The organism is Pseudomonas sp. GW821-FHT07B01 (genome assembly GCF_059419065.1).
Map to the genome: position 1 here is coordinate 232,646 of NZ_JBWKRA010000002.1, position 25,778 is coordinate 258,423.

The following is a 25,778-nucleotide window of genomic DNA, read 5'->3' on the forward strand; positions in this document are numbered from 1 at the left end:
CCTGCGCATCTCGACGTTTTCCTTTTATCAAGTGGCGTGACCGCCCTAGGCCCTGATCATTTCTCGGACCTTGGCGGTCAACAAATCGAAGGTAAACGGCTTGGTGATCAACTGCATGCCAGGATCCAGGAACCCCCCTCGCACGGCGGCGTGCTCGGCATAGCCGGTGATGAACAATACCTTGAGTTGAGGACGAATCTGCCGGCCGATTTCCGCCAGTTGCCGACCGTTCATGCCGGGTAGGCCGACATCGCTGATCATCAGGTCGATGCGCTGTTCGGATTCAATGATCGGCACCGCCGTATTCGCATCCCCAGCCTCGATAAACCCATACCCCAGTTCTTTGAGCACAGCGCTGACCAGCACCCGAACCGCGGGGTCATCCTCGACAATCAACACCGTTTCCCCAGCATTGGCAAACGGCAGCAGTGTCGGGTTGAGCGGCGCCTGTGCCTGGGGCTCACCGATGAAGCGCGGCAGAAACAGGCTGACCGTCGTGCCTTGGTTGACTTCGCTGTGGATGGTCACATGCCCACGAGACTGACGAGCGAAGCCGTAGATCATCGACAACCCAAGACCGGTGCCTTGGCCGATGGGTTTGGTGGTAAAAAACGGATCGAACACCCGGCCCATCAGATGTTGCGGTATGCCGCAACCGTTGTCGCTGACACTCAGCTCTACGTAGTCGCCCGGGGTCAAGGTGCCGTAGGCGGCGGTAAAGACACTGTCGAGGTGGCGATTGGTGGTCTCCACGGTTAGCGTGCCACCCGTGGGCATGGCGTCGCGCGCGTTGATCACCAGGTTGAGCAAGGCGCTTTCGAGCTGGTTCGGGTCGGCTTCGGCGGTCCACAGGGCATCGCTCAGACGCATGTCCAGGCTGATGCTTTCGTTGATGCTGCGTTGCAGCAACTCGCCCATGGCTGCCACCAGTTGATTGATCTGCACGGGCTTGGAGTCAAGCGACTGTCGGCGCGAAAACGCCAGCAACCGGTGTGTGAGGCTGGCCGCGCGATTGGCGGAGGTCACACCCAGGTCGATCAGGCTGTCCAGGTCATCCAGCTTGCCTCGGGATACCCGCCTGCGCAGCAGTTCCAGGCTGCCGATAATGCCCGTGAGCATATTGTTGAAGTCATGGGCAATGCCGCCGGTCAACTGTCCGACGGCTTCCATTTTCTGCGACTGGCGCAAAGCCTCTTCGTTGTGGCGCAGTTGAGCCGTGCGTTCTTCCACTTGCTGCTCAAGCGTTTCCAGGGTGCGCTGCAGCCGCAGTTCACTCTCGCTCAAGTCAATCAACCGGTCCCGTGCTTCGTATTGGCGGCGCCGGCCGCGCAGCGCGGCGCTCACCAGGCTGATCAGGGTAATGGGGTGGAAAGGCCGCTCCAGAAACGTCACGTTGCCCAGTAAGCCACTGAGCCGGGTGGAGCCGTTCTGCTCTTTGCCGCCATGATGGGTCATCAGTACGATCGGCAGGTCGGACCACGCCGGCTGCTGGTGCAATTGCTCGAGCAGTGGTTCAAGGTCTACGCCACGCAGCGCCTCGGCGGCAATGATGAGCAGGCCGGCGCCTTGCGCCAGTTCTTCGCACACTTGCCCCAGGTTGCTGGCGACGATCCCGCTGTAGCCGGCTTCGTTAAGCATCATCAGCGCCAATGAACCATCGCGGCCCATGGGCGCCAGCACGATGGCGCGCTCGGAGATGGGGGAGAGGGCCGGCACTAGCCCTCATCCTTGAGCAGAGGGGAGCCGGCGCCCATATAGGTTGGAATGCCGCGCAGCACACCCTGGAAGTTATCCAGGGGAACACCCACGGTCATGCCACGGCTGCCGATGCGATATTCGCGGATAGTCGACTCATGGGAGCCAGTCCTTTTCTTGATGATCGAAATGGCCCGGCGAACTTTGCCCAGAGCCTCGAAGTAACGCAGCAGGATCACGGTGTCAGCCAGGTAGGTGATGTCGACCGGGGTCTGCATGTCGCCCACCAGGCCGTGCTGGGCCACCGTCATGAAGGTCGCAGCACCGCGGCGGTTGAGGTACAGCAACAGCTCATGCATATGCAGGATCAACGCGTTTTCTTCAGGCATTGCGGCCTGGTAGCCGTTGATACTGTCGATGACCACCGTCTTGATGCCGCGCTCATCCACGCAGCGACGAACCCGGTGCGAAAATTCGCCGGGGGAGAGTTCAGCGGCGTCTACCTGTTCGATCAGCAGGTTGCCGGTGTCCCGTAGCGCGGCGAGATCAATGCCCATGTTTTTCATGCGCTCGAACAGCAGGCCCAGTTCTTCATCGAAGATAAACAGCGCAGCCTTTTCGCCTCGCGCCACGGCGGCGGCGGCGAAGATCATCGAGATCAGCGACTTGCCGGTGCCCGCCGGGCCGAGAATCAGGCTGCTGGAGCCGGTCTCGATACCACCGCCGAGCAAAGAGTCCAACTCCTCAATGCCACTGCTCAACGTTTGACGGTTATAACCACCGCGATGCTCGGCCGCTACCAGGCGCGGGAACACGTGAATGCCGTCGCCCATGATGGTGAAATCATGAAAGCCGCCACGGTATTTCTGGCCACGGTATTTCACTACGCGGATACGCCGACGCTCGGCACCGTAGGTGGGGGTCAGTTCTTCCAGGCGAATCACGCCGTGGGCCACGCTGTGCACGGTTTTATCCAGTGACTCGGTGGTCAGGTCGTCCAGCAGCAGTACGGTGGCGTCATAGCGTACGAAGTAGTGCTTGATCGCCAGGATCTGCCGGCGATAGCGCAAGGAGCTTTGCGCCAGAAGGCGGATCTCAGACAGGCTGTCGACCACCACGCGGGTCGGCTTGACCCGTTCTACCACTTCAAAGATCTGGCGGGTGGCTTCACCCAGTTCCAGGTCGGAGGAATACAGCAGACTTTGCTGGTGATCGGCGTTGAGCAGGCTTTCCGGAGGGGTCAGCTCGAAGATATGAATATGCTCATCCAAGTCCCAGCCGTGGGATTTGGCACCCTGGCGCAGTTCGTGCTCGGTTTCGGACAGGGTGATATATAAGCAACGTTCGCCGTTCTGCGCACCGGCCCGCAGAAAATGCAAGGCCACGGTGGTTTTACCGGTGCCGGGTTCGCCTTCGAGCAAAAACACGTGGCTTCGCGATAGCCCCCCGGCAAGAATGTCATCAAGACCTTCGACGCCGGTGGCCGCCTTTTCACTCAACAGCTGTTTGGATGTACTCAAGAAGTGCCCTCAGGTCACGTACAAGTAGAGGGGCACGCCGACTGGGACGCGCCATATTCACTTGACCGTAGTGGCCACTAGCGGTTCAACGTTTTGGATGAATTGTACGAAGAGAGGTCGCTTTACACGTTTTTGCGGTGCTGAGCTGATCGCCTATCAGAGGCCCTGTTGTAGCGCCGGATCATCCGGGTTCTGTTGCTCCAGTTGGGCGAGCAGCACCTGAACGTTCTGCAACTGCCCGGTCTCTTTCCAGTAATTGACCAGCAACACGCGGGCTTTGCGATTGGCGGGATGCCGCTGGACGATTTCTTCCAGCTGGCGCTGGGCCGCCTCTACTTCGTCCTGGGCGTGCAGGGTGGTGGCCAGGTCATAGCGATAATCCGGGTTGTCTGGCGCAAGCTCCACCGCCTTGGACAGGCCGAGCAGGGCGTAGGGGCGCTCGCCATGGTGCAACAGCCACATGCCCAAGGCATGTTGCAGGTAGGCCGACTCCGGATGCGCCGCCAGTTGCCGGGCCAGCAGTTGGCGCGACTCGTCGGTCTTGCCTTGCTTGTCCAGCAGTTCGATTTGCGATACCACCGCTTGCAGGTTGTCCGGCTGCAAGCGCATTGCCTGCTCCAGGGCGTTTTGCGCCTCCGGCAGCAGGGCGCTGTGGATGTACAGGCGCGCCAATTGAATCCAGCCTTCAGCCGTTTCGGGCTGGGCCTTCAGCGTTGTCACGAATTCGTCGAGCACCTGCTGCAGTGGGCCAAAGTACAAACCCAGGGTATCGGGCGACAGGCCGAGCAAGGCGTTGGCGGCGGCAAAGCGCACCGATTGTTCCGGATCGTCCAGCACCGGGCCGAGCAGTAAGGTGCGTTGGCCAGTGGGCACCAGGCCGACGATGCTGTGAATCGCGGCTTCGCGCACCAGCGCCGACTCATTGGCGAGGTCTTTATCGGCCAGCTTCAGCGCCTGGGGGCTGGGGTAATTGGGCAGCTCAGCATGCAAGGCGGCGCGGCGCTCGGGCGACAGGTCCGGCCGGCCCAACTGTTGGTACAACACACGTGCGGCGCCGGGCTCGCCGTTATGCGCCTGCTTCAAGGCCTTGGAATAGCCATGGGCGATGGCCGGTGGGACGGCCACGGCCGGGGTACGGGAGAAAAACCAGGTGATCAGTACGATCAACAACAGGGCGCACAGGCCGATGATGGAGTAACGGCGTGACTTTGACATGCAGGCGTCCGAAAGCTTGGGCAGCAAAGTTCCAAGCTTCGGTCAGTGCGAGGCGAGTGTCAAACCCGCGTCAGGTCAGCACGTAGTCCGCTGGCTCCAACGCTGGCGGCAGGTTGACTTCACCCAAGGCGGCGAGGATCTCGCGCTCCAATGTCCGCAGGATGGCATCACACGGCAAGTCGTTTTCGTCGAAGCCGAAAGGGTCTTCCAATTCATCGCCAATCGCATCCAGGCCGAAGAAGGTGTAGCTGACAATCGCGGTGAACACTGGCGTCAACCAGCCAAGTGGCTCGGCCATGGCGAATGGCAGCAAGATGCAAAACAGGTAAATGGTGCGGTGCAACAGCAGGGTGTAGGGAAAGGGCAGTGGCGTGGTCTTGATGCGCTCGCATGCCGCCTGCACCTGGCTCAGGCTGACTAGCCGGCCTTCCAGTTGGGCGTAGCGCCATTCGCTGATCATGCCCTGTTGTGCCAGGACCGAAAAGCGCGCACCGACCGTTTGCAGCACGCTGTCCGGCAGGTTGGGGTGGCCCGCTGGCACGCTGATCCAAGGGTTTATCGCCGGGGCTTGATCTTCATGGCGCAAATGCGCGACCAAGCCATGGGCAAAACCGCACAGGCCGCGCAGCAGGCCAGCACGCTCGGCGGTGTCCCCCAGCACCTGGGTCTCGCGAATCAGCGAGCGCACGTCAATGACCATTTGCCCCAGTTGCTTGCGGCCCTCCCACCAACGGTCGTAGCAGGCGTTGTTGCGAAAACTCATGAAGATCGACAGTGACAGACCCAACAAGGTGAAGGGCGTAGCGTTGACCTTGGAAAAATAGGCGGGGTGCAGGGTTTCCACCAGCACGATGACCGAGGCCAACAGCGTGACCAGCAGGCTGCGCCAGGCAATGCGCTTGGCAATGGAGCCTTTGAGGGAGAACAGGATACCCAGGACGTTGGGTTTAGGGCGAACGATCATGGAGGGCTTCTGTGGCGGAGCAGGCTGTCAGATTAGAAGCTGCTATGCATCGCGTCCAATCACTTGGATCGACCGTCTGATCAGTCGACTCAATGACTGACGTGGGAGCCGGCAGAACATAATCCTGTGGGAGCTGGCTTGCCTGCGAAAGCGGCGGTGCAGTGACAGTCGGGGTGACTGACCCACCGCCTTCGCGGGCAAGCCCGCTCCCACAGAAAAGCGAAAAAGCCCCCGCGTTTCGCTACGGACTGGCCAAACCAGTCAGCCAAGTTGAAGGCTTTGACCATTGCCGCTGCGCCGCTCTGGAGCGACTATTTCAGCGGTTTATCGAGTTGTAAACGTCCTGAAAATAAAAACACAGAAGGATAGGAAGCGATGCGTGAGTATTTGGCTGCCACCACCGAGTTTGATTACCAGCATACCGTCGACGCCGCACTGGCCGGCAATCTGCAGGCGCTCAATGCCTGTGTTGAATGCTGTGACCGTCACGCGCTGCCGGGGCGCATCGCGTTGTTCTGGGAGGGCAAGGACGGGCGCAGCGCCACCTCTACCTTTACCGAACTGCAGGAGCAGGCTGCACGTTTCGCCAACTTCCTGCTGGCCCAGGGCGTCAAGCGCGGTGACAAGGTGGCGGGCCTGTTGCCTCGCACTGCCGAATTGTTGGTGGTCGTGCTGGCGACGTGGCGCATCGGCGCGGTCTATCAGCCGCTGTTTACCGCGTTCGGACCCAAGGCAATTGAACATCGCTTGAACAGCTCGGGCGCAGCGCTGGTGGTCACCGATGCAGTGAACCGTCCCAAGCTGGCGGAAGTCGCCGACTGCCCGACCATCGTCACGGTTGCCGGGGCCAAGGGCGAAGGTATCGTGCGGGGCGACTACAGCTTCTGGGCCGAACTGCCCAGCTACTCTTCTCACTGCGAGCCGGTGCTGCTGGGCGCAGAGGAGCCGTTCCTGCTGATGTTCACCTCCGGCACCACCGGCCCGTCCAAGGCGCTGTCGGTACCGCTCAAGGCCATCGTCGCGTTCCAGGGCTACATGCGCGACGCCGTGGACTTGCGCCCCGAGGACGCATTCTGGAACGTTGCCGACCCTGGCTGGGCCTATGGCATCTATTTCGGCGTGACCGGGCCGTTGTCCATGGGGCACCCGATCACCTTCTACGATGGCCCGTTCACCCTGGAAAGCACCTGCCGGGTCATCAATAAATACGCGATCACCAACCTGACCGGTTCGCCCACGGCGTATCGGCTGTTGATTGCCGGTGGCGAACAGTTCGCCCGTTCGATCAAGGGCAAGCTGCGCATCGTCAGCAGCGCCGGCGAGCCATTGAACCCGGAGGTGATCCGCTGGTTCGCCGACAACCTTGGCGTGACCATCCACGACCATTACGGCCAGACCGAGCTGGGCATGGTGCTGTGCAATCACCATGGTTTGGCGCATCCGGTGCATGTCGGCTCGGCGGGTTTTGCCTCGCCAGGGCATCGCATCGTGGTGCTGGATGACAACCATCAGGAGCTGCCAGCCGGCCAACCCGGCATCCTTGCCATCGACCGCGAGCAATCGCCTATGTGCTGGTTTGCCGGGTACGACGGCGTGAAAACCAAGGCGTTCGTCGGCAAGTATTACCTCAGCGGCGACACCGTGGAGCTGAACCCGGACGGCAGCATCAGCTTTGTCGGGCGCAGCGACGACGTGATCACTACATCCGGCTACCGCGTGGGCCCTTTCGATGTGGAAAGCGCGTTGGTGGAACACCCTGCGGTGGTCGAGGCTGCCGTGGTCGGCAAGCCTTGCCCGGAGCGCACTGAGCTGGTCAAAGCCTTTGTGGTGATCAGTGAGCAATACCGTGCCACCCCGGAGCTGGCTGAAGAGTTGCGCCTGCATGTGCGTCAGCGCCTGGCCGCCCATGCGTACCCGCGGGAAATCGAATTTGTCAGCGACTTGCCCAAGACCCCGAGCGGCAAGCTGCAACGCTTTATTTTGCGCAATCAGGAAATAGCCAAGGCCCAGACGGCCGTGGCTTGATCCCTTTAAAAGGAAACAACGATGCAGATTGAAAACAAGGTATTCCTGGTCAGCGGCGGCGCGTCGGGTCTCGGCGCGGCCACGGCTGAAATGCTGGTCGCCGCAGGTGCCAAGGTGATGCTGGTGGACTTGAACGCTGACGCTGTGGCCGCCAAGGCCGAGCAACTGGGCGACAACGCCCGCAGTGCCGTAGCAGACATCAGCCAGGAAGCCGCTGCAGAAGCGGCGGTGAAGGCAGCGGTCGAGGCCTTTGGTGGCTTGCATGGCCTGGTCAACTGCGCGGGCGTGGTGCGTGGCGAGAAGATCCTCGGCAAGAATGGCCCGCACGGCCTGGCAAGCTTCGCCCAGGTGATCAACGTCAACCTGGTTGGCAGCTTCAACCTGCTGCGCCTGGCCGCTGCGGCTATCGCTGAAACCGAGGCGAATGCCGACGGCGAGCGCGGCGTTATCATCAATACCGCCTCGGTGGCGGCATTCGATGGGCAGATCGGCCAGGCTGCGTACGCAGCGTCCAAGGGCGCGATCGCCAGCCTCACCTTGCCTGCCGCACGGGAACTGGCGCGCTTTGGTATCCGCGTGATGACCATTGCACCGGGCATTTTCGAAACCCCGATGATGGCCGGCATGACCCCGGAGGTGCGCGACTCCCTGGCTGCTGGCGTGCCGTTTCCGCCACGCTTGGGCAAACCTGCTGAATATGCCGCGCTGGTACGCCACATCATTGAAAACAGCATGCTCAATGGCGAGGTGATCCGTCTCGACGGTGCCTTGCGCATGGCCGCCAAATAAGGAGCAATGGCTATGAACGACCCTATTGTTATTGTCAGCGCCGTGCGCACGCCCATGGGCGGTTTCCAGGGCGACCTCAAAAGCCTGACCGCACCGCAACTGGGCGCAGCCGCCATTCGTGCGGCGGTCGAGCGTGCCGGTATCGCCACCGATGCTGTTGACGAAGTGCTGTTTGGCTGTGTGCTGCCCGCCGGGCTTGGACAGGCGCCTGCCCGCCAGGCTGCCCTGGGCGCCGGGTTGGACAAGGGCACGCGCTGCACCACCCTCAACAAAATGTGCGGTTCCGGTATGGAAGCGACGATTCTGGCCCACGACTCGCTGCGCGCTGGCAGCGTGGATGTGGTGATCGCAGGCGGCATGGAAAGCATGTCCAACGCCCCGTACCTGTTGGATCGGGCGCGCAGCGGCTACCGCATGGGCCACGGCAAGGTGCTCGACCATATGTTCCTCGACGGCCTCGAAGATGCCTACGACAAGGGGCGCCTGATGGGCACCTTTGCCGAGGACTGCGCCGAGCACAATGGTTTTACCCGGGAAGCCCAGGACGCGTTTGCCATCGCTTCCCTGACCCGCGCACAAGAGGCCATTACCCACGGCAGCTTTGCCAGTGAAATTGTCCCGGTGCAGGTCACCGTGGGCAAAGAACAAAAAACCATTCTGCACGATGAGCAACCGCCGAAAGCCAGGCTGGACAAGATTGCCAGCCTGAAACCGGCGTTCCGTGACGGCGGTACAGTGACAGCAGCCAACTCCAGCTCGATCTCCGATGGCGCCGCGGCGTTGTTGCTGATGCGTGAGTCCGAGGCGCTCAAGCGCGGCCTCAAGCCGTTGGCAGTGATCCACGGGCACGCCGCGTTTGCTGATGAGCCTGGGCTGTTTCCGGTGGCGCCCGTGGGGGCGATTCGCAAACTGATGAGCAAGACCGGCTGGAGCCTGGACGAGGTGGACCTGTTCGAGATCAACGAGGCCTTCGCCGTGGTCAGCCTGGTGACCATGAGCAAGTTGGAGATTCCCCACAGCAAGGTCAACGTGCACGGCGGCGCCTGCGCATTGGGCCACCCCATTGGTGCCTCCGGCGCACGCATCCTGGTGACATTGCTCGCGGCCCTGCGCCAGAAGGGGCTCAAGCGTGGCGTCGCCGCTATCTGCATTGGCGGCGGTGAAGCCACGGCCATGGCCGTTGAATGCCTGTATTGAGGATGACCTATGTTGCCCAATGACGAACAACTGCAGATCAGCGACGCCGCCCGGCAATTTGCCCAGGAGCGCTTGAAACCCTTCGCCGCCGAGTGGGACCGCGAGCATCGCTTTCCCAAGGAGGCCGTCGCGCAAATGGCCGAACTGGGCTTTTTCGGCATGCTGGTCCCGGAACAGTGGGGCGGTTGCGACACCGGCTACCTGGCCTACGCCATGGCCCTGGAAGAAATCGCAGCAGGCGACGGTGCCTGCTCCACGATCATGAGCGTGCACAACTCGGTGGGTTGCGTACCGATCCTCAAGTTTGGCAATGACCAGCAGAAAGAGCAGTTCCTCACGCCCCTGGCCAGTGGCGCCATGCTCGGTGCTTTCGCGCTGACCGAACCCCAGGCCGGCTCCGATGCCAGCAGCCTGAAAACCCGTGCGCGCCTGGAAGGCGACCACTATGTACTCAACGGCTGCAAACAGTTCATCACCTCCGGGCAAAACGCCGGGATCGTGATTGTGTTTGCGGTCACCGACCCCGCCGCAGGCAAGCGTGGGATCAGCGCGTTTATCGTGCCCACCGATTCGCCCGGTTATACCGTGGCACGGGTGGAAGACAAGCTGGGGCAGCATGCCTCGGACACTTGCCAGATCCTGTTTGAAGACGTGAAAGTGCCGGTGGCCAACCGCCTGGGCGAGGAGGGCGAGGGCTACAAAATCGCCTTGGCCAACCTGGAAGGTGGCCGCGTGGGCATCGCCTCCCAGTCGGTGGGCATGGCCCGTGCCGCCTTTGAAGCGGCCCGCGACTATGCCCGTGAGCGTGAAAGCTTTGGCAAGCCGTTGGTCGAACACCAGGCCGTGGCCTTTCGCCTGGCCGACATGGCCACCCAGATCGCCGTCGCCCGGCAGATGGTGCATTACGCCGCCGCCCTGCGTGACAGTGGCAAGCCGGCGCTGGTGGAAGCGTCCATGGCCAAGCTGTTTGCGTCCGAAATGGCCGAGAAAGTCTGTTCGGCCGCCTTGCAAACCTTGGGCGGTTACGGTTACCTGAACGACTTCCCCCTGGAGCGGATCTACCGCGATGTGCGGGTCTGCCAGATTTACGAAGGCACCAGCGATATTCAACGCATGGTCATCTCACGCAATCTTTAAGGAGCCGATACATGAGTTACGAAACCATCCTGCTTGACGTCCAGGGCCGTGTGGGGCTGATCACGCTTAACCGCCCCAACGCCCTGAACGCCTTGAATGCACAACTGGTCAGTGAGCTGAACCAGGCGCTGGACAGCCTGGAAGCCAACCCTGAAATTGGCTGCATCGTGCTGACTGGCTCGAAAAAAGCCTTCGCGGCCGGTGCCGACATCAAGGAAATGGCCGAGCTGACCTACCCGCAGATCTATATGGACGACTTGTTCAGCGACAGCGATCGCGTGGCCAATCGCCGCAAGCCGATCATCGCCGCCGTGAATGGCTTCGCCCTGGGCGGTGGCTGCGAACTGGCCCTGATGTGTGACTTTATCCTTGCCGGCGACACCGCCAAATTCGGCCAGCCGGAAATCAACCTCGGCGTGCTGCCGGGCATGGGCGGCACCCAGCGCCTGACCCGCGCAGTGGGCAAGGCCAAGGCCATGGAAATGTGCCTGACCGGGCGTTTTATCGACGCGGTAGAGGCCGAGCGCTGCGGGATCGTGGCGCGCATCGTGCCCGCCGATGAATTGCTGGAAGAAGCGCTGAAAGTGGCCACCCTGATCGCTGGTAAATCCGTACCGATCAGCATGATGGTCAAGGAAAGCGTGAACCGTGCGTTTGAAGTCAGCCTGTCCGAAGGCGTGCGCTTTGAGCGCCGGGTGTTCCATGCGGCGTTCGCGACCCAGGATCAGAAGGAAGGTATGGCCGCATTCGTGGCCAAGCGGGCGCCGGAATTCAAGGATAAATAACCCTGCCAAACCCCGCATAGCAAAGGTGGGAGCTGGCTTGCCTGCGATGGCATCGCCTCGGTTAGCTGATGGACCGAGGTGTCTGCATCGCAGGCAAGCCAGCTCCCACGGGGCTTTGGGTCATGCCTATCAGAGCTGGTAGTTTTTCAACTCCCTGGCAATCACCATCCGCTGAATCTCGCTGGTTCCTTCATAAATCTGCGTGATCCGTGCATCCCGGTAGTAACGCTCCACCGGGTAATCCTCCAGATACCCATACCCACCATGGATCTGCATCGCCTTGGAGCAGACCCGCTCGGCCATTTCCGAGGCGAACAGCTTGGCCTGGGAGGCTTCGGACAAGCACGGTTTGCCGGCAGTGCGCAGGCGTGCGGCGTGGAGGATCAGCAGGCGCGCAGCGTTGAGCTGGGTTTGCATGTCGGCCAGCAGGTTGGCCACGCTCTGGTGTTCGATGATTGCCTTGTCGAACTGCACCCGATCACGGGCGTAGGCCAGCGCGGCTTCAAACGCGGCGCGGGCGATGCCCAGGGCCTGGGCGGCGATACCAATACGGCCGCCTTCCAGGTTGGAGAGGGCGATGGCCAGCCCCTTGCCGCGCTCACCCAACAGATTGGCTTCGGGAACCTTGCATTGGTTGAGGGTGACGGCGCAGGTGTCTGACGCACGAATGCCCATCTTGTGCTCGGTGCGGTCGACCACGAAACCTGGGGTGTCGGTGGGCACCAGGAACGCCGAAATGCCTTTCTTGCCCAGTTCCGGGTCGGTCACGGCGAACACGATGGCCAATTTGGCCCGCTTGCCGTTGCTGACGAACTGCTTGGCGCCATTGATGACCCATTGGCCATCACGCAGTTCGGCACGGGTGCGCAGGTTATGGGCTTCGGAACCGGCCTGGGGTTCGGTCAGGCAGAAGCAACCGATGGCCTGGCCACTGGCGAGTTCGGCCAGCCAGGTGTGTTTCTGTTCGGTGGTGCCGTAGTTGAGGATCGGCCCGCAACCCACTGAATTATGGATGCTCATCAAGGCGCCAGTGGCGCCGTCACCGGCGGATATTTCCTCCACGGCCAGGGCGTAGGCGACGTAATCGACATAGGTGCCACCCCATTCTTCCGGGACCACCATGCCCAGCAGGCCCAGCTCGCCCATCTTCGCCACCAGGGCGTCGTCGATCCAGCCGGCTTTTTCCCAGGCTTGGGCGTAGGGGGCGATTTCGCCACGGGCAAAATCGCGCGCCATGTCGCGGATCATCACTTGTTCTTCAGTGTATTCAAGATCTTGCATGGCTTATTTCTCAATCTGCGCGAAGTCGCGGAAGAAGCTCTCCACATGGCTGGCATCCAGCGCATGGAGGGTGGGCGGGTTCCACTTCGGCGTCTTGTCCTTGTCGATGATCAGGGCGCGAACCCCTTCGATCAGGTCGCCGCGCTCGAACCATTGGCGATCCAGATGCAGTTCGAGGGCAAAGCACTGTTCCAGTGGCAAGTGGCGGCCACGGCGCAGCATCTCCAGGGTCACGGCCATGGCCAGGGGCGAGCGCGTCTGCATGAGGTTGGCGGTGGTCAGTGCCCAGTCGTGACTATCGGCCACGGTTACTTGCTGCAGTTGCTCGACGATGCTGGGCACGTCCGGCAACCCGAAAAAGTGGTCAATGGCCGGGCGCAAGGCCGCCAGCGGGGCGTCGGGCAATTGCTGCACGGCCAGCCTGGCAAGTGCGCCTTGCAAGTCCTTGAGGGGAGACTCGCTCCATTGCAGACGGTCGAGCTTCTGATCCAGTTCAACCAGCTTGGCGCTGTCGATATACCAGTCCGCCAGCCCGCAATACAAGGCATCCGCCGCGCGGATTTGCACGCCGGTCACCCCAAGGTAGGTGCCCAGTTCGCCAGGAATACGCGAGAGGAAATAACTGCCGCCCACATCCGGGAAGTACCCGATGGCCACTTCCGGCATTGCCAGGCGGCTGCGTTCGGTGACCACCCGCAGGTCCGCGCCTTGCACCAGGCCCATGCCACCGCCGAGTACGAAGCCGTCCATCAACGCCAGTACGGGTTTACGGTAATGGTGGATGGCAAGGTCAAGGGCATATTCCTCGACGAAGAAATCCTGGTGCAGGGTGTCGCCTTGCTTGAAGCTGTCGTACAGCGAACGTATGTCGCCACCGGCGCAAAAGGCCTTCTCACCGGCGCCGCGCAGTAACACGGCGTAGACCTCGGGGTCGTCGGCCCAGGCCTGCAAATGCGCGGTTAACTGACGGACCATGTCCAGGGTGATGGCGTTAAGGCCTGCGGGGCGGTTGAGGGTGAGGTGGCCGATATGGTTACGCACCTGTGCCAGAACTGCATCCTGCTGGATCTCGGCGTGGCTTGCTTGGGATGAAACCTGAGCAGTCATCTCTAACTCCCTGCTTTTATTGTTCTTTATCAAGACGTTCGCGGGCGAACTCTCTCGTGATCGTACCAGTGCAAATTTGCCTCGTACAACTTGGAATCATGCAGGTCGTTGTTGCATTTATGCAGTGTCGCTCAAACCACCCGGCTGGCCAGAACCTCACCGATACTGCGACGCCGGGCATGGCTCTCGGCGGCGTGGATCAGTTGTTCAAGCTCTGTCGGTTCGACATCGTAGAACTGCTCCATCTCGGCCAACGCGAGCTTGAGGTCGGCTGCCGTGATGCTCGGCTCGCTCACGGCGGTGGCAGAGCCCAGGATAACCGGGGCAGGCTCGGCAAGGCCCTTGGGATAACGCGTGCGCGTGGCATTGTTATAGGCCAGCGCGCAGGCGAGCAGGGCGCTGGCGCCGAGCATCACCGGCGCAAGCTCGTACCAGCCGAGGCCGACCGATGCCGGATCGGCCAGCACCAGGGTCATGGCCAGGCCGCCGGCCGGTGGGTGCAGGCAGCGCAGCCAGCAGATGAGGACCACGGTCATGCCCGCCGCCAGGCAGGCGCTGCCCAGGGTCCGCCCCAAGACTCTGGCGACCAGCAACGCGACGACGCCTGCACACAGGTAACTGCCCATGATTGACCAGGGTTGGGCCAGCGCCCCCGACGACACGGCAAACAGCAGTACGGCCGATGCGCCAAGAGGGCCGAGCAGGTGCAGGGCCACTTCCATGCCGAACACCTGGGCACAGGCCCAGACACTGAGCATCGTGCCCAGGGCCATGCCGATGGCTGCACGGCTCCATTCGGCGGGACGGGTGTTGATTGCAGCGGGTAACCAGCGAGCGAGCATTGAAAGACGGTCCATAAACAGCGGGCGAAAAAAAAGGCCTGCCTGGTTTCCCGGAACAGCCCTTTGAAGGTTCCAACATTGGGGGAAGGAACCTGCGCAGTGTGCCGCGCTTGATCTGGTGGCGCCACTGCATATTAATGAACATTGAATGCAATATAAATGCAGTTAACCGGCTTCGCCATAGGTTATCTCCCCGGTGGACGCGGATGCAGCGGGGTTGATCTTGCCCAGCACGCGACTATGGGTTTCTTCGTTGAACAGGCGCGCTTGCAAGTCTTCGCGCAGCCTGGGGTCGTCGGCCAACGGCCCCTTTAACGCCACCAGTGCGTCACGCAATGCCATCAAACGATCCAGCCTGGGTAAGGGTACGGTTAACAGGTCTTCTCGCACGGCATTGTCCTCTCAATGAAGTAAGCCATCGCGCGCGGGCAGCCTACAACGTCCTTGTTGTGAAGTGCCCTGACCCAAGCGTTTCAGGGCAGTCCTGACGATCGGGTGGTAGATAGTAAGTGCACGTGGCAGCGAGTCTACAGTTGGGCTCCGAGCACCGGAAGGGAAAGTGCACCAGCCATTACGCAAACAAATGTAGGTGTTTTCTTGGTACCTATGATGAAAGTCGCCCACTCGTGGAGGGAGTGGGCGTTCTTCTGACAATGCAGCCGGAAAAGCACTCAAGGCGTCGAGGTTTTTGCCAAATGCAGCAACACATAGGGGGTTTTGTCGAACGCTGCGGTAAGCGTTGGCGTGATTGAACGCAGGCGCGGATCGTCCAGCGCCTGGAAATCAGCCTGGCTCATGACCAACCATGCCGGCGCCTGGACCGGTTTCAATTCGGCGGGCAATTGGGTAAACAGCGGAACCTTGTCGCAATCGAAGTTGACCATGAACTTGATGGCTTTCGCGTCTTTGCCGAGTGCGTGCAACACCAGCGGCGCCGGTTGTTGCTGAACTTGCGCCTTGACGGCGAGGCTGAAGGTGCGGGTGTCGTACACCTGACGTTCCAGGGGTTCAACCACCATGATGTAGGTGGCCCAGAGGGCGAGCACGGCGCCCAAGGCGGGCCCGTAGGTGCGCAGCCGCGAGCGGAGCAATGCCATCAGGGCCAGCATCTGTAGCGTGCCAAGCACGACGAAGATCAGCTCAAGGTCGGCCAGCGGTTCCGGATAGCGCCGCCGCGCCACCATCAAGCCAATGGCCAACAGCGTTGGCAACAGCGTCCAGATGCCCAGCATCAAGGCGCGTAGCCACGCAAACTGTCGCCCTTGCGTGACCGCGAAGGGATACGCGGCAATGATCGCGGCCATCGGCAACATCGGCAGGATATAGCGCGCTTTCTTGGCTTGGGGCACCGACAGCCCCAGCATCACCAACACACCGGCTGCCGCGCAGTAGAGCACCAGCTTCAATGCCGGGTCCGGCGCACGTCGACCGCCCATCAGCACCGCCAGCAGCACCAACAACGCGATTGGATAGGCCAGGGCGTAGTTGCCCAGGGAGCTGGTGAAGTAATACAGCACGCCGCCGGAGCCTTCGCTGCCATCCATGCGCCCCAGGAACTGCATGCGAATCACGTCATGCATAAAATCTTCGCCGCCGCTGAGCTTGGCCAGCAGCAGCAACAGGCCGACGCAGGCTGCCAGCAGCGCCAGTGCCAGCAGGCCGAAGCTGAACAGCTGGCGCCACTGGCGGTTGATCAGGTAGTAGCTGCACAACACGCCCGTAGGGATCACCAGGCCGATCGGGCCACGGATGGCAAACCCCAGCAGCAACAGCAAAAACACCCAATGCAGGCGCTTGGCTGCGGCAAAATGATCATGGGCGTAGCCCAGGTAGAACACCGCCAACGCCACGGCGGCGAGCATCTGGTCGAGGGAGACTGCACGGGTTTCGCTGATGAACGTACTGCTGAGCAGCAGCATCGCAATACTCAGCAGGCCCCAACGTGGCGAGTAGGGCGCCGTGAGGCGATAGACCAGCACCACAATCAGCGCCGAAGCGACCGCCGTGGGCAGCCACGCCGTCAGGCTGGTGACCTGGCCCAGGGGCAACGACAGCAGCCACGTCAGCAGGGTCGAGGTCGCCAGGTAATCGGCATACGGCTGACCATAGGTGGTGGGAAAGAAACTCGGGCCATGGCGCAGCATTTCCTGGGCAAATAGCACAAAGCGCGAATCGAAGCCGATGATCGCCTGGTGCCAGTTGCCGACGATAAACAGCACCAGCGCCAAGAGCCCAAGCCCCAGGGACTGGCGGCGTATCGTTGCACGCTGCCCGGACGGTAAGGCGATGTTCACTTAGCAAGCGTCCTTGACCTGTTCCACCCAGTTTTGCTGGGGGATCGGTAACTCGCAGGAGTCGCCGCGGCCGATGGGGAAGTACTTGAAGCCTTTGCGCGTCAGGCGCTCGCCGTCGTACAGGTTACGGCCGTCGAAGATCACCGGGGTTTTCAGGCGCTGGTGAATCAGGTCAAAGTCCGGCGCCTTGAATTGCTGCCATTCAGTGCACACGATCAACGCATCGGCGCCGCCCAAGGTGGATTCCGGGGTGCCCATCAGCATCAGGCGCGGGTCATCGCCGTAGATGCGTTGGGTTTCCTGCATGGCTTCAGGGTCGAAGGCGCGCACATTGGCGCCGGCAGCCCACAGGGCTTCCATCAGCACGCGGCTGGGGGCGTCACGCATGTCATCGGTGTTGGGCTTGAAGGCCAGGCCCCACAGGGCAAACGTCTTGCCCTTGAGGTTGCCCTGGAAGAACGCGTTGATGCGCTCGAACAGCTTGCTCTTCTGGCGCTGGTTGATGGCTTCCACGGCTTCGAGCAGGTCGCTGGAGCAGTTGGCCTGCTTGGCGCTGTGGATCAGGGCGCGCATGTCTTTGGGGAAGCACGAGCCGCCATAACCGCAGCCAGGGTAGATAAAGTGGTAGCCGATGCGTGAGTCGGCACCGATGCCCAGGCGCACCGACTCGATGTCGGCACCCAGGTGTTCAGCCAACTCGGCGATCTGGTTGATGAAGCTGATCTTGGTGGCCAGCATGCAGTTGGCGGCGTACTTGGTCAGTTCTGCGCTGCGCAGGTCCATGAAGATGATGCGGTCGTGGTTGCGGTTGAACGGTGCGTACAGGTCGCGCATCACGTCGCGCACCTCTTCACGCTCGCAGCCGATGATGATCCGGTCCGGGCGGCGGCAGTCGGCAACGGCGGAGCCTTCCTTGAGGAATTCCGGGTTGGAGACGATATCGAACTGCAGCTCACGGCCGGCGGCGCGCAGGTTATTGAGGATGTGGTCGCGCAATGTGTCGCCAGTGCCGACCGGTACTGTGGATTTTTCCACCAGGATCACCGGCGCCACGCGATGGCGGGCTACCGCATCACCCACCGACAGCACGTATTTCAGGTCGGCCGAGCCGTCTTCATCCGACGGCGTGCCCACGGCAATAAACAACACTTCACCGTGCTCGACGGCGAGTTTTTCGTCGTGGGTAAAGCGCAGGCGCCCGCTTTCCAGGTTGTCCTTGACCATGGCTGCCAGGCCCGGCTCGAAGATGGTCACGTGACCTTTCTGCAGCGATTCGACCTTGTGCTTGTCAACGTCCATGCAAATAACATCGTGACCGACTTCGGCTAATACAGTGGCCTGGACCAGACCAACGTAACCACTACCAAATACACTGATTTTCATGGGGTATTCCTGGGACTTGAGGTGCTAGCACGACGAGAGTTGATAACCAGTACGCCGAGGATGACCAAGGCCACCCCCAGGGTTTTTGAAAGCGAAAAATCTTCGTTGAACACCGGCAGGCTGGCGGCCAGCAAATACACTAGTGCGTAACTGATGCTGAGCAGCGAATAGGCGCGGCCCAGGGGTAAGTGCTTCAGTGCGCCGAGCCAGCACAGCATCGACAGCGCATAGGCGATGATCGCCAGGATCACCACGCCCAGGGCGCCCAGGTCGATGCTGTTATCCGTGAAGGCAGCCAGCCATTGGGTGGGCAGCGGCAGGCGCGTCATGCTCCAGCGCATGCCCAATTGGGCGCCACTCACCAGGCCGACACTGCCCAAAGCCAGGGCGAAACCCCGCACGCGACTCATACCTGGCGCCCCAGCAAGACCACGCCGGCAATCACCAGCCCCACGCCCAGCCAGTGACGGCCATCAATGGGTTCGTGAAACACAAAGCGCGCCATCAGCGTGACCAGCACAAAATTCAGGCTGAGCATGGGGTAGGCAATGCCGACTTCCAGGCGCTGCAACACCAGCAGCCACACCAGCAAGCCCAGGCCCAGGCACACCAGCGCCGACCACAACCACGGCGAGCGCAGTTTCGGTGCCCAGCCGTCCGGCAGGCCGCGCCAGCTTTCCACGGCGAATTTTTGCGAGACTTGGCCCATGCAGGTCAGCAGGCAGGCCGTGAGCAGTAGCAGCAGGGTGATCATGGCGCGACCTGCGGGAAAATCAGGATCACGATCTTGCCTTGCGCATAACGCTTGCCGTCAGTGGGCAGCAGTGCGAGTTCTTCTTTTTCGCCGGTGCTATTGACGCGCATCACCACGCCCACCGCGCCGGTACGACGGGTTTCGGCCATCCATGCCTGGATGCGGTTACGGTCGACCAGACGCAGGGCCGTATCCTCGTAAGCCAAGCCGTACTTGACCTCACCCGAGGTGTTGTACAGCGTGATATCCGGGCGTTTGAGGCGCCAGGACAGCGCCGAGGCGGCGCCCAGGTCGTTGCTCAGCAGGGCAACGCTGGGTTGCAATTCGTCGATGTGATCAATGATGAACTGGTCCGGGGTCTTGTTGTAAACCACCGAATGGGGCAACGCCGCAGGCACCAGCAGCACCAGCAATCCACTGCCGATCAGCGGCGCGGCCCACAATGCCAAAGGGCGCGCCGCTTGCAGCAGATTGACCACGATCCAACCGAACAAAAAGATGAACACCAGCACCAGGCTGAGGGTTTCCTCACCCGGTTCGTAGACCGGCTTCTTCAACTGGAACCAGCTGAGGGCCAGTAAGACCAGCACGCCGATCACCAGGTTCAACCAGCCATTGATGCGCAGCACGCGGCCGTGGCCTTGAGCCAGTTTGTCGCTCAGGGCCGAGCCCATCAGCAAGGCCAGGGGGAGCATGCACGGCATGATGTAGGAGGGCAGCTTGCCTTTGGCCAGGCTGAAAAAGGCCAGGGGCATCAACAGCCACAGCAGCAGGAACGCGGTTTTCGGCACGCGCCGTTGCAGCCAGGCCTGCTTGAACGCGGACGGCAACAGCGCAACCCACGGCAGCGCGAACGCGACCAGCAGCGGCAAGTAATACCAGAAAGGTTCGGCGTGCTGGGCGTCTTCACCGGCAAAGCGTTGGATGTGCTCGTGCCAGAAAAAGAAATGCCAGTAGTCCGGCTCTTGCAGGTGCACGGCCAGGGCCCACGGCACGCTGACAGCAATCGCCACCACCACGGCAACAGGGCCAAATTTGCACAACTCGCCAAAACGTTTTTGCCAGACGGCGTAGGGCAGGGCGACCAGCACCGGCAGCAACCAGGCCAGGAAGCCCTTGGTCATGAAGCCCATGCCGCACGCCAGGCCCAGCAAGGCCCATGACCACAAGCGCGCACGCCGCGTGGTGCTGTCGAAACAGAACCACAAGGCCACGCCTGTCAGGTTGACCCAGAAGGTGAACTGCGGGTCCAGGTTGGCATAGCCGCCCAGCGCGGCCACGCTGACGAAGCTCATGTAGAGCAGCGTGCTGACCAGGCTTTTTTGCGGGTCGTTCCACAACCGGCGAGAGACCAGATACACCAGCAGAATGCTCAAACCGGTGCTCAATGCCGAGGCAAACCGCACGCCGAACAGGTTCTGCCCGAAGATCGCCTGGTCCAGCGCGATCATCCAATAGCCTGCGGCGGGCTTTTCGAAGTAGCGAATGCCCATGAAGTGCGGCGCGGCCCACTTGCCGGTCAGCAGCATTTCCTGGCTGATTTGCGCATAGCGGGTTTCATCTGGAATCCACAGGCCATGGGTGGCCAATGGCAGCAGGTAGAACACGGCAAACGCCAGCAGGAGCAAGGGCAAAGCCCAGCGGCGGATCATGCCTGCTGTACTCCCAGCCAACCCTCGCGGCCGCTCAATGCGCCGCGCACCAACTGTTGCTGGGGCAGGGTGGTCACATCCGTGGGCAACAGCTCGCCCAAGGGTTTGAACTCGATGCCGCGCTGCCCGGCCTGGGCGAGCAACTGGCGAAATTCATTGGCCATCAGAATCCCTTCTACTTCCGCGTGGATCGTGTAGACGTTCAGCTTCGACGCGCTGAAGCGCTCGAGAATGAAGCGGTTGAAATCGTTGGCAGCCACCACCGGCCCGACGACTTCGTCGAAGGTCGGCAGGTCTACCGGAATTTGTGGGGTGCCCGCGCTGCCATCGGCCAGAGTTGGTCGAAACAGGCTGGTGCCCCGGCAATCGCTGTTGTAGCGAAAGTTGAAGCCTTGCTTGGCTTGCACCACACGCTCATCGGCACGCCAGCCGGCGGCCGCTGAACAGTCGATGCGCTCGCCGAGGATGTCGCTCAAGGTGTCTACGCCGCGTCGAATCTGCTCGACCAGTTGTGCCTCGCTCCAACGCCCGGTGTTGGCCTGCCAGCCATGGTGGTCCCAGGCGTGCAGGCCGACTTCATGCCCGGCCGCCTTGGCCTGGCGCATCAAATGCCCCAGGTCTCGGCCAATCGGCTTGCCTGGCCAGGCAGTGCCGGCCAACAAGATGTCCCAGCCATACAGGCCGGCTGCGTTGGAGCGCAGCATCTTCCACAGGAACTGCGGGCGGATCAGGCGCCACAAGTGACGCCCCATGTTGTCCGGCCCGACACTGAAGAAGAACGTCGCTTTGACCCCGGCTTCGGCCAGGGAGTCGAGCAACCGTGGCACACCTTCACGGGTGCCGCGGTAGGTGTCGACGTCGATGCGAAGACCTGCCTGCATTACTTTTTATCCGCAATTTCAAGCATGGCTTCACGCAAGAAGAAATCGAGCGTGTTGCCGATGGTTTCGCTCATCTGCACGCTCGGCTCCCAGTTCAGCAGGCGCTTGGCGTTTTCGATGCTCGGCTTGCGGTGCGCCACGTCCTGGTAGCCTGTGCCGTAGAACGCCTTGCTCTCGACGTCGCGGAAACCGGCGAACGGCGGGAAGTTGTGGCGCAGTGGGTGAGCCTCGAACTGACGCAGCAGTTCTTCGCCCAACTGGCGAATGCTGGCTTCGTTTTCGGGGTTGCCGATGTTGATGATCTGGCCGTCGCAGACGCCATTGTCGTTATCAATGATGCGCGCCAGGGCTTCGATGCCGTCGGCAATGTCGGTGAAGCAACGCTTCTGCTCACCGCCGTCGAACAGACGGATCGGCGTGCCTTCCACCAGGTTCAGGATCAGCTGGGTAATGGCGCGGGAGCTGCCGATACGCGCCGAGTCCAGGCGGTCCAGGCGCGGGCCCATCCAGTTGAATGGCCGGAACAGGGTGAACTTCAGGCCCTTGTCGCCGTAGGCCCAGATCACGCGGTCCAGCAGTTGCTTGGAGACGGAGTAGATCCAGCGTTGCTTGTTGACCGGGCCCACTACCAGGTTGGAGGTGTCTTCGTCGAAATACTGGTCTTGGCACATGCCATAGACTTCGGAGGTCGACGGGAAAATCACGCGCTTGTTGTACTTGACGCAGTAGCGCACCAGCTTGAGGTTTTCTTCGAAGTCCAGTTCGAATACGCGCAGCGGGTTACGGGTGTATTCGATCGGCGTGGCGATGGCCACCAGCGGCAGCACCACGTCGCATTTCTTGATGTGGTACTCGATCCACTCGGTGTGGATGCTGATGTCGCCTTCCACGTAATGGAAGTTCGGGTGGCTGCGCAGGCGCTCGATGGCGTCGGAGCCGATGTCCAGGCCATAGACTTCGTAGCGGTCGTCACGCAGCAGGCGCTCGGACAAGTGGTTACCGATAAAACCGTTCACGCCCAGGATCAGCACACGGGTACGGCGCGGCTTGCGACCCGACTCGGCGCCGCGTAGCACGGAGCCATCCACCAGGCCCAGTTCATCGGCCAGGGACGGGCCGGCCAGGTACAGGCCGTTTTCGTTGCGCTGGCCGAACTTGACCACCAGGGAATCTTCACCGCAGGCAATGCGCAGCGGGTTGACGCTGATTACACGGCCAGGCGCCAGACCTTCGTTGCCCTTGACCACGTCGGCTTGCCACACGATCAGCTTGTGCTCGCCCACGGCGCAGAAGGCGCCCGGGTACGGCTGGGTCACTGCGCGTACCAGGTTGAACAGTTGCTCGGCAGGTTTTTTCCAGTCCAGCTTGCCATCGGCGGCGGTGCGACGACCGAAGTAGGTGGCTTTGCTCTCGTCCTGGGCGGTTTCGCTCAGCTTGCCCTGGGCCAGCTGTGGCAGGGCATCACGCAGCAGCGCCGTGGCCGCCTCACGCAGCTTGGCGTGCAGGCTCAGGCCGGTATCGCTGCGCTCGATGGTGACTTTCTGCTGGGCCAGGATGGCGCCGGCATCGGCACGCTTGACCATGCGGTGCAGGGTGACGCCGGTTTCGGTTTCGCCGTTGACCAGCACCCAGTTGGCCGGCGCGCGGCCACGGTATTTAGGCAGCAACGAGCCGTGCAGGTTGAACGCGCCTTTGCGGGCGGTGGCCAACAGCGGCTCGCTCAGCAGGTTGCGGTAGTAGAACGAGAAGATGTACTCCGGGTTCAACTTGGCGATGCGTTCGACCCACAGCGGGTGGTTGGCGTCTTCCGGTGCATGCACCGGGATGCCATTGCGGGCGCAGAGTTGGGCGACGGAACCGTAGAAGTTGTTTTCCTTGGGGTCATCGGCATGGGTGAACACGGCGGCAATGTCGTAACCGGCGCTGAGCAGCGCTTCAATGCCTGCGCAGCCAATATCGTGGTAGGCGAATACAACAGCTTTTGAACTCATGACTGGACCTGATCCGAAGAAGTAGAAGTATGGGACGACACCAGGCCGTCGACCACGACGACTGGAGCCGGTGCTGCCGGTTGGTTGCGCAGCACTTTTTCAATAAAGAAGCGTGGGCGGGCGCGGACATCGCTGTACATGCGGCCCAGGTATTCGCCCAAAAGGCCCATGCCGATGAACTGGCCACCGGTGAACACAAACAACACCGCAAACAACACGAACAGGCCATCACCGGCCCAGTCGGCGCCGAAGGCCAGGCGCATGACGATCAGGGCAAAGGCAAACAGCACGCCCAGCGCCGCCAGGCTGAAACCAACGATGGACAGCAGGCGCAAGGGCGTGGTGGTCATGCAGGTCAGCAGGTCGAACATCAGGCTGATCAGGCGCATGGCGCTGTATTTGGATTCGCCGTGCTCACGTTCGGCGTGGTGCACCAGGATTTCCGTGGTGTGGCGGGCGAAGCCGTTGGCCAGGATAGGAATGAACGTGCTGCGCTCACGGCAGGCGAGCATGGCGTCGACAATGGTGCGGCGGTAGGCGCGCAACATGCAGCCGTAGTCGGTCATGGCCACGCCGGTAGAGCGCTGCACGGCAAGGTTGATCAAGCGCGACGGCCAGCGGCGGAAGGCCGAGTCCTGGCGGTTGTTACGCACGGTGGCGACCACGTCGTAGCCCAGGGCAGCTTGCTCGACCAGGCGCGGGATCTCTTCCGGCGGGTTCTGCAGGTCGGCGTCAAGGGTGATCACCACTTCGCCACGGCACTGTTCAAAGCCGGCCATGATCGCCGCGTGCTGGCCGTAGTTGCGGTTAAGGATCACCGCTACCACATTGCTGCCGTCTTCCGCGGCGGCGTCTTCGAGCAGTTGGGCCGAGTTGTCGCGGCTACCGTCATCCACCAGGATGATTTCGTATTCGTAGGCCAGCTGCTTGCAGGCTGCCGTGGTGCGACGCAGCAACTCAGGCAGGCTTTCTTGTTCGTTGTAGACCGGGATAACGATCGACACGCAATGAATAGGGTAGGGTTTCAAAGATTCATGACCTCGGGCTAAAGCGACTTCAAGCGTGAAAACGGCAGCGTTCATTGGGCAAAACTACAGCCCGCAGATTACAAAACGGGGCTAAAGATGATGCGTTTTCAATAGGTTAGTCGATAATCCACGGATTGCTCTTAAGTGTTGCCCATAAGGTTAAGCGCAAAAATGTGCAACGAATATGAAAGGCGGATGAAAAACTCGTTTATTTGACAGGCAGACAGCTAGGGTTCAGCTAAGTACTCAAGGCGTTACATGTAGGTCTCACAGGGCGACATCGGAGCTTCGTACAAGACGCTTGGTTCAATCTGAGCGAGGCGATCAGCCCAATGCTCGCCCTTCAACAATCTTCTCTGCATTAGCGCTCAAGTGCCGGTAAAGTAAGCCCTCTCTTGCCAGGGTACTCGGATGAATAGCGTGCAGCTTTTACGCGGCCAGTTGCGGCCAGCGCTGATGGGATTGTTGATGACGGTGGCCTGTGTCACCAGCGTGCGGGCTGATCAGGGCGTCGCGCTGACCCCACTGGACCAGGTGCCGGACGGGGTGGAAGTGCGCGGCAAGCAGGTCGCCGCCTATACCTGGGATGACCGCCAAGGCAAAAACCTGCTGGTACTCGCCGAGCAAGTCGGTGAGCGCGATGACGATGGTACCCAATCGGCCTTTGTCTACGCGGCGCAATATGTGCTGAGTGGCGAGCGCCCCAAGCGCGTGTGGATGCTGTACGACGATGTGCAGCACTGCGAATTCGACGCAGGGCTGCGCTTTGACCGGGCTGCCACCAAGGTCACCGACCTGCTGGGCGACGGCAATACCCAGGCCACGGTCGGTTATTCGCGGGCCTGCACCAGTGATGTCAGCCCCAACGAATTCAAGTTGATCATGCATGCCGGCAAGTCCGAGAAGTATCGTCTGCGTGGCCTTGACCGCGTGGGCGCCAGTTGGTGGGACGAGGACGCTGGTGCCTTGCGCGGCATGCCCCTGCCCACCGACTGCAGCGTCGCGGCGCAGCAAGCGCTGGTCAGCCAATACAAGGAGCAGGGCACCGAACTGCCCCTGCCGGGTTGCTATGGTGACGAGAAGGACTTTGCCAAGGCGCCGGACCATTACCTCGCCTTTATGCGCCAGCAGTGGTTCGCGCTGATGCAGCAACAGGACGCTGACTGGAGCCAATCCCAGGCCCAACCCCAGGCAGCCAGCGAAGACGACGAATCGGCCCCGTGATTTTGTGCCAGGGC

General features: G+C 61.5%; 22 protein-coding genes. 6 read left to right on the forward strand and 16 right to left on the reverse strand.

Annotated features, from left to right (window positions below; translation table 11 throughout):
• Window positions 1-45: 45 nt before the first annotated feature.
• The 4 genes from AC07S6_RS03610 to AC07S6_RS03625 all read right to left on the reverse strand — a co-directional run bounded on the left by AC07S6_RS03610 (window position 46) and on the right by AC07S6_RS03625 (window position 5,394).
• The gene (locus AC07S6_RS03610) at window positions 46-1,716 is read right to left on the reverse strand and encodes an ATP-binding protein (protein WP_034127458.1); all 1,671 of its coding nucleotides are present in this window, start codon (window positions 1,714-1,716) and stop codon (window positions 46-48) included.
• A complete protein-coding gene (locus AC07S6_RS03615) occupies window positions 1,716-3,215 on the reverse strand; it encodes an ATPase domain-containing protein (RefSeq protein WP_034127457.1) in 1,500 nt (499 codons plus the stop codon). Before AC07S6_RS03615 ends, AC07S6_RS03610 begins: the two co-directional genes overlap by 1 nt.
• 156 nt (window positions 3,216-3,371) lie before the next feature.
• Complete coding sequence (locus AC07S6_RS03620) at window positions 3,372-4,430, reverse strand: tetratricopeptide repeat protein (protein ID WP_003191245.1); 1,059 nt, start codon at window positions 4,428-4,430, stop codon at window positions 3,372-3,374.
• A gap of 70 nt (window positions 4,431-4,500) precedes the next feature.
• Window positions 4,501-5,394 (reverse strand): bestrophin family protein, encoded by an 894-nt coding sequence (locus AC07S6_RS03625; protein ID WP_495111723.1) that lies wholly within the window; start codon window positions 5,392-5,394, stop codon window positions 4,501-4,503.
• Between the two features lie 375 nt (window positions 5,395-5,769).
• Between AC07S6_RS03625 and AC07S6_RS03630 the strand changes: the two genes are divergently transcribed.
• From AC07S6_RS03630 to AC07S6_RS03650, 5 genes are read left to right on the forward strand one after another with little or no spacing between them, the layout of a single operon-like run.
• Window positions 5,770-7,419, forward strand: a complete 1,650-nt coding sequence (locus AC07S6_RS03630) for an AMP-binding protein (RefSeq protein ID WP_495111724.1) — start codon at window positions 5,770-5,772, stop codon at window positions 7,417-7,419.
• Between the two features lie 21 nt (window positions 7,420-7,440).
• Window positions 7,441-8,208 (forward strand): SDR family NAD(P)-dependent oxidoreductase, encoded by a 768-nt coding sequence (locus AC07S6_RS03635; protein WP_198861560.1) that lies wholly within the window; start codon window positions 7,441-7,443, stop codon window positions 8,206-8,208.
• 12 nt (window positions 8,209-8,220) lie between these two features.
• The gene (locus AC07S6_RS03640) at window positions 8,221-9,405 is read left to right on the forward strand and encodes an acetyl-CoA C-acyltransferase (protein WP_495111725.1); all 1,185 of its coding nucleotides are present in this window, start codon (window positions 8,221-8,223) and stop codon (window positions 9,403-9,405) included.
• Between the two features lie 9 nt (window positions 9,406-9,414).
• Window positions 9,415-10,542, forward strand: a complete 1,128-nt coding sequence (locus tag AC07S6_RS03645; RefSeq protein WP_490614509.1) for an acyl-CoA dehydrogenase — start codon at window positions 9,415-9,417, stop codon at window positions 10,540-10,542.
• Window positions 10,543-10,553: 11 nt separating this feature from the next.
• Window positions 10,554-11,327 carry an enoyl-CoA hydratase gene (locus AC07S6_RS03650; RefSeq protein WP_495111726.1) on the forward strand — a complete coding sequence of 258 codons (774 nt, stop codon included), beginning with the start codon at window positions 10,554-10,556 and terminating at the stop codon, window positions 11,325-11,327.
• Window positions 11,328-11,456: 129 nt separating this feature from the next.
• Here the strand turns inward: AC07S6_RS03650 and AC07S6_RS03655 are convergent, their stop codons facing one another.
• The 12 genes from AC07S6_RS03655 to arnC form a co-directional block, all read right to left on the reverse strand.
• On the reverse strand, window positions 11,457-12,608 hold the full coding sequence (locus AC07S6_RS03655; RefSeq protein WP_014718473.1) for an acyl-CoA dehydrogenase family protein: 1,152 nt from the start codon (window positions 12,606-12,608) through the stop codon (window positions 11,457-11,459).
• 3 nt (window positions 12,609-12,611) lie between these two features.
• On the reverse strand, window positions 12,612-13,715 hold the full coding sequence (locus AC07S6_RS03660; RefSeq protein WP_495111727.1) for an enoyl-CoA hydratase/isomerase family protein: 1,104 nt from the start codon (window positions 13,713-13,715) through the stop codon (window positions 12,612-12,614).
• Between the two features lie 131 nt (window positions 13,716-13,846).
• A complete protein-coding gene (locus AC07S6_RS03665) occupies window positions 13,847-14,557 on the reverse strand; it encodes an HPP family protein (protein ID WP_495111728.1) in 711 nt (236 codons plus the stop codon).
• A 165-nt stretch (window positions 14,558-14,722) separates the two neighbouring features.
• The gene (locus AC07S6_RS03670; RefSeq protein WP_269476462.1) at window positions 14,723-14,911 is read right to left on the reverse strand and encodes a type VI secretion system contractile sheath small subunit; all 189 of its coding nucleotides are present in this window, start codon (window positions 14,909-14,911) and stop codon (window positions 14,723-14,725) included.
• Window positions 14,912-15,228: 317 nt separating this feature from the next.
• Window positions 15,229-16,851, reverse strand: a complete 1,623-nt coding sequence (locus AC07S6_RS03675) for an ArnT family glycosyltransferase (RefSeq protein WP_495111729.1) — start codon at window positions 16,849-16,851, stop codon at window positions 15,229-15,231.
• Complete coding sequence (locus AC07S6_RS03680; protein ID WP_034127447.1) at window positions 16,852-18,234, reverse strand: UDP-glucose dehydrogenase family protein; 1,383 nt, start codon at window positions 18,232-18,234, stop codon at window positions 16,852-16,854.
• Window positions 18,231-18,644 carry a 4-amino-4-deoxy-L-arabinose-phosphoundecaprenol flippase subunit ArnF gene (arnF, locus tag AC07S6_RS03685; protein WP_200647846.1) on the reverse strand — a complete coding sequence of 138 codons (414 nt, stop codon included), beginning with the start codon at window positions 18,642-18,644 and terminating at the stop codon, window positions 18,231-18,233. The genes AC07S6_RS03680 and arnF overlap by 4 nt, the downstream gene beginning before the upstream one ends.
• On the reverse strand, window positions 18,641-18,988 hold the full coding sequence (arnE, locus tag AC07S6_RS03690) for a 4-amino-4-deoxy-L-arabinose-phosphoundecaprenol flippase subunit ArnE (RefSeq protein ID WP_495111730.1): 348 nt from the start codon (window positions 18,986-18,988) through the stop codon (window positions 18,641-18,643). The genes arnF and arnE overlap by 4 nt, the downstream gene beginning before the upstream one ends.
• Window positions 18,985-20,640: a lipid IV(A) 4-amino-4-deoxy-L-arabinosyltransferase gene (gene arnT / locus AC07S6_RS03695; RefSeq protein WP_495111731.1), complete on the reverse strand. Its 1,656-nt coding sequence runs from the start codon at window positions 20,638-20,640 to the stop codon at window positions 18,985-18,987. Before arnT ends, arnE begins: the two co-directional genes overlap by 4 nt.
• Window positions 20,637-21,521, reverse strand: a complete 885-nt coding sequence (gene arnD, locus AC07S6_RS03700) for a 4-deoxy-4-formamido-L-arabinose-phosphoundecaprenol deformylase (protein WP_133633724.1) — start codon at window positions 21,519-21,521, stop codon at window positions 20,637-20,639. Before arnD ends, arnT begins: the two co-directional genes overlap by 4 nt.
• Window positions 21,521-23,512 (reverse strand): bifunctional UDP-4-amino-4-deoxy-L-arabinose formyltransferase/UDP-glucuronic acid oxidase ArnA, encoded by a 1,992-nt coding sequence (arnA, locus tag AC07S6_RS03705; protein ID WP_495111732.1) that lies wholly within the window; start codon window positions 23,510-23,512, stop codon window positions 21,521-21,523. Before arnA ends, arnD begins: the two co-directional genes overlap by 1 nt.
• On the reverse strand, window positions 23,509-24,540 hold the full coding sequence (arnC, locus tag AC07S6_RS03710; RefSeq protein WP_098951482.1) for an undecaprenyl-phosphate 4-deoxy-4-formamido-L-arabinose transferase: 1,032 nt from the start codon (window positions 24,538-24,540) through the stop codon (window positions 23,509-23,511). Before arnC ends, arnA begins: the two co-directional genes overlap by 4 nt.
• Window positions 24,541-24,951: 411 nt before the next feature.
• Here arnC and AC07S6_RS03715 point away from each other — a divergent pair, with 411 nt between their 5' ends.
• Window positions 24,952-25,764: a M949_RS01915 family surface polysaccharide biosynthesis protein gene (locus AC07S6_RS03715; protein ID WP_495111733.1), complete on the forward strand. Its 813-nt coding sequence runs from the start codon at window positions 24,952-24,954 to the stop codon at window positions 25,762-25,764.
• Window positions 25,765-25,778: the final 14 nt, after the last annotated feature.

Bases quoted from the DNA above. Each gene is read 5' to 3' on its own strand.
- AC07S6_RS03620 (WP_003191245.1), bottom strand. From the start codon at position 4,430: ATGTCAAAGTCACGCCGTTACTCCATCATCGGCCTGTGCGCCCTGTTG.
- AC07S6_RS03625 (WP_495111723.1), bottom strand. From the start codon at position 5,394: ATGATCGTTCGCCCTAAACCCAACGTCCTGGGTATCCTGTTCTCCCTC.
- AC07S6_RS03630 (WP_495111724.1), top strand. From the start codon at position 5,770: ATGCGTGAGTATTTGGCTGCCACCACCGAGTTTGATTACCAGCATACC.
- AC07S6_RS03635 (WP_198861560.1), top strand. From the start codon at position 7,441: ATGCAGATTGAAAACAAGGTATTCCTGGTCAGCGGCGGCGCGTCGGGT.
- AC07S6_RS03640 (WP_495111725.1), top strand. From the start codon at position 8,221: ATGAACGACCCTATTGTTATTGTCAGCGCCGTGCGCACGCCCATGGGC.
- AC07S6_RS03645 (WP_490614509.1), top strand. From the start codon at position 9,415: ATGTTGCCCAATGACGAACAACTGCAGATCAGCGACGCCGCCCGGCAA.
- AC07S6_RS03650 (WP_495111726.1), top strand. From the start codon at position 10,554: ATGAGTTACGAAACCATCCTGCTTGACGTCCAGGGCCGTGTGGGGCTG.
- AC07S6_RS03655 (WP_014718473.1), bottom strand. From the start codon at position 12,608: ATGCAAGATCTTGAATACACTGAAGAACAAGTGATGATCCGCGACATG.
- AC07S6_RS03660 (WP_495111727.1), bottom strand. From the start codon at position 13,715: ATGACTGCTCAGGTTTCATCCCAAGCAAGCCACGCCGAGATCCAGCAG.
- AC07S6_RS03665 (WP_495111728.1), bottom strand. From the start codon at position 14,557: ATGCTCGCTCGCTGGTTACCCGCTGCAATCAACACCCGTCCCGCCGAA.
- AC07S6_RS03680 (WP_034127447.1), bottom strand. From the start codon at position 18,234: ATGAAAATCAGTGTATTTGGTAGTGGTTACGTTGGTCTGGTCCAGGCC.
- arnF (WP_200647846.1), bottom strand. From the start codon at position 18,644: ATGAGTCGCGTGCGGGGTTTCGCCCTGGCTTTGGGCAGTGTCGGCCTG.
- arnE (WP_495111730.1), bottom strand. From the start codon at position 18,988: ATGATCACCCTGCTGCTACTGCTCACGGCCTGCCTGCTGACCTGCATG.
- arnT (WP_495111731.1), bottom strand. From the start codon at position 20,640: ATGATCCGCCGCTGGGCTTTGCCCTTGCTCCTGCTGGCGTTTGCCGTG.
- arnD (WP_133633724.1), bottom strand. From the start codon at position 21,521: ATGCAGGCAGGTCTTCGCATCGACGTCGACACCTACCGCGGCACCCGT.
- arnA (WP_495111732.1), bottom strand. From the start codon at position 23,512: ATGAGTTCAAAAGCTGTTGTATTCGCCTACCACGATATTGGCTGCGCA.
- AC07S6_RS03715 (WP_495111733.1), top strand. From the start codon at position 24,952: ATGAATAGCGTGCAGCTTTTACGCGGCCAGTTGCGGCCAGCGCTGATG.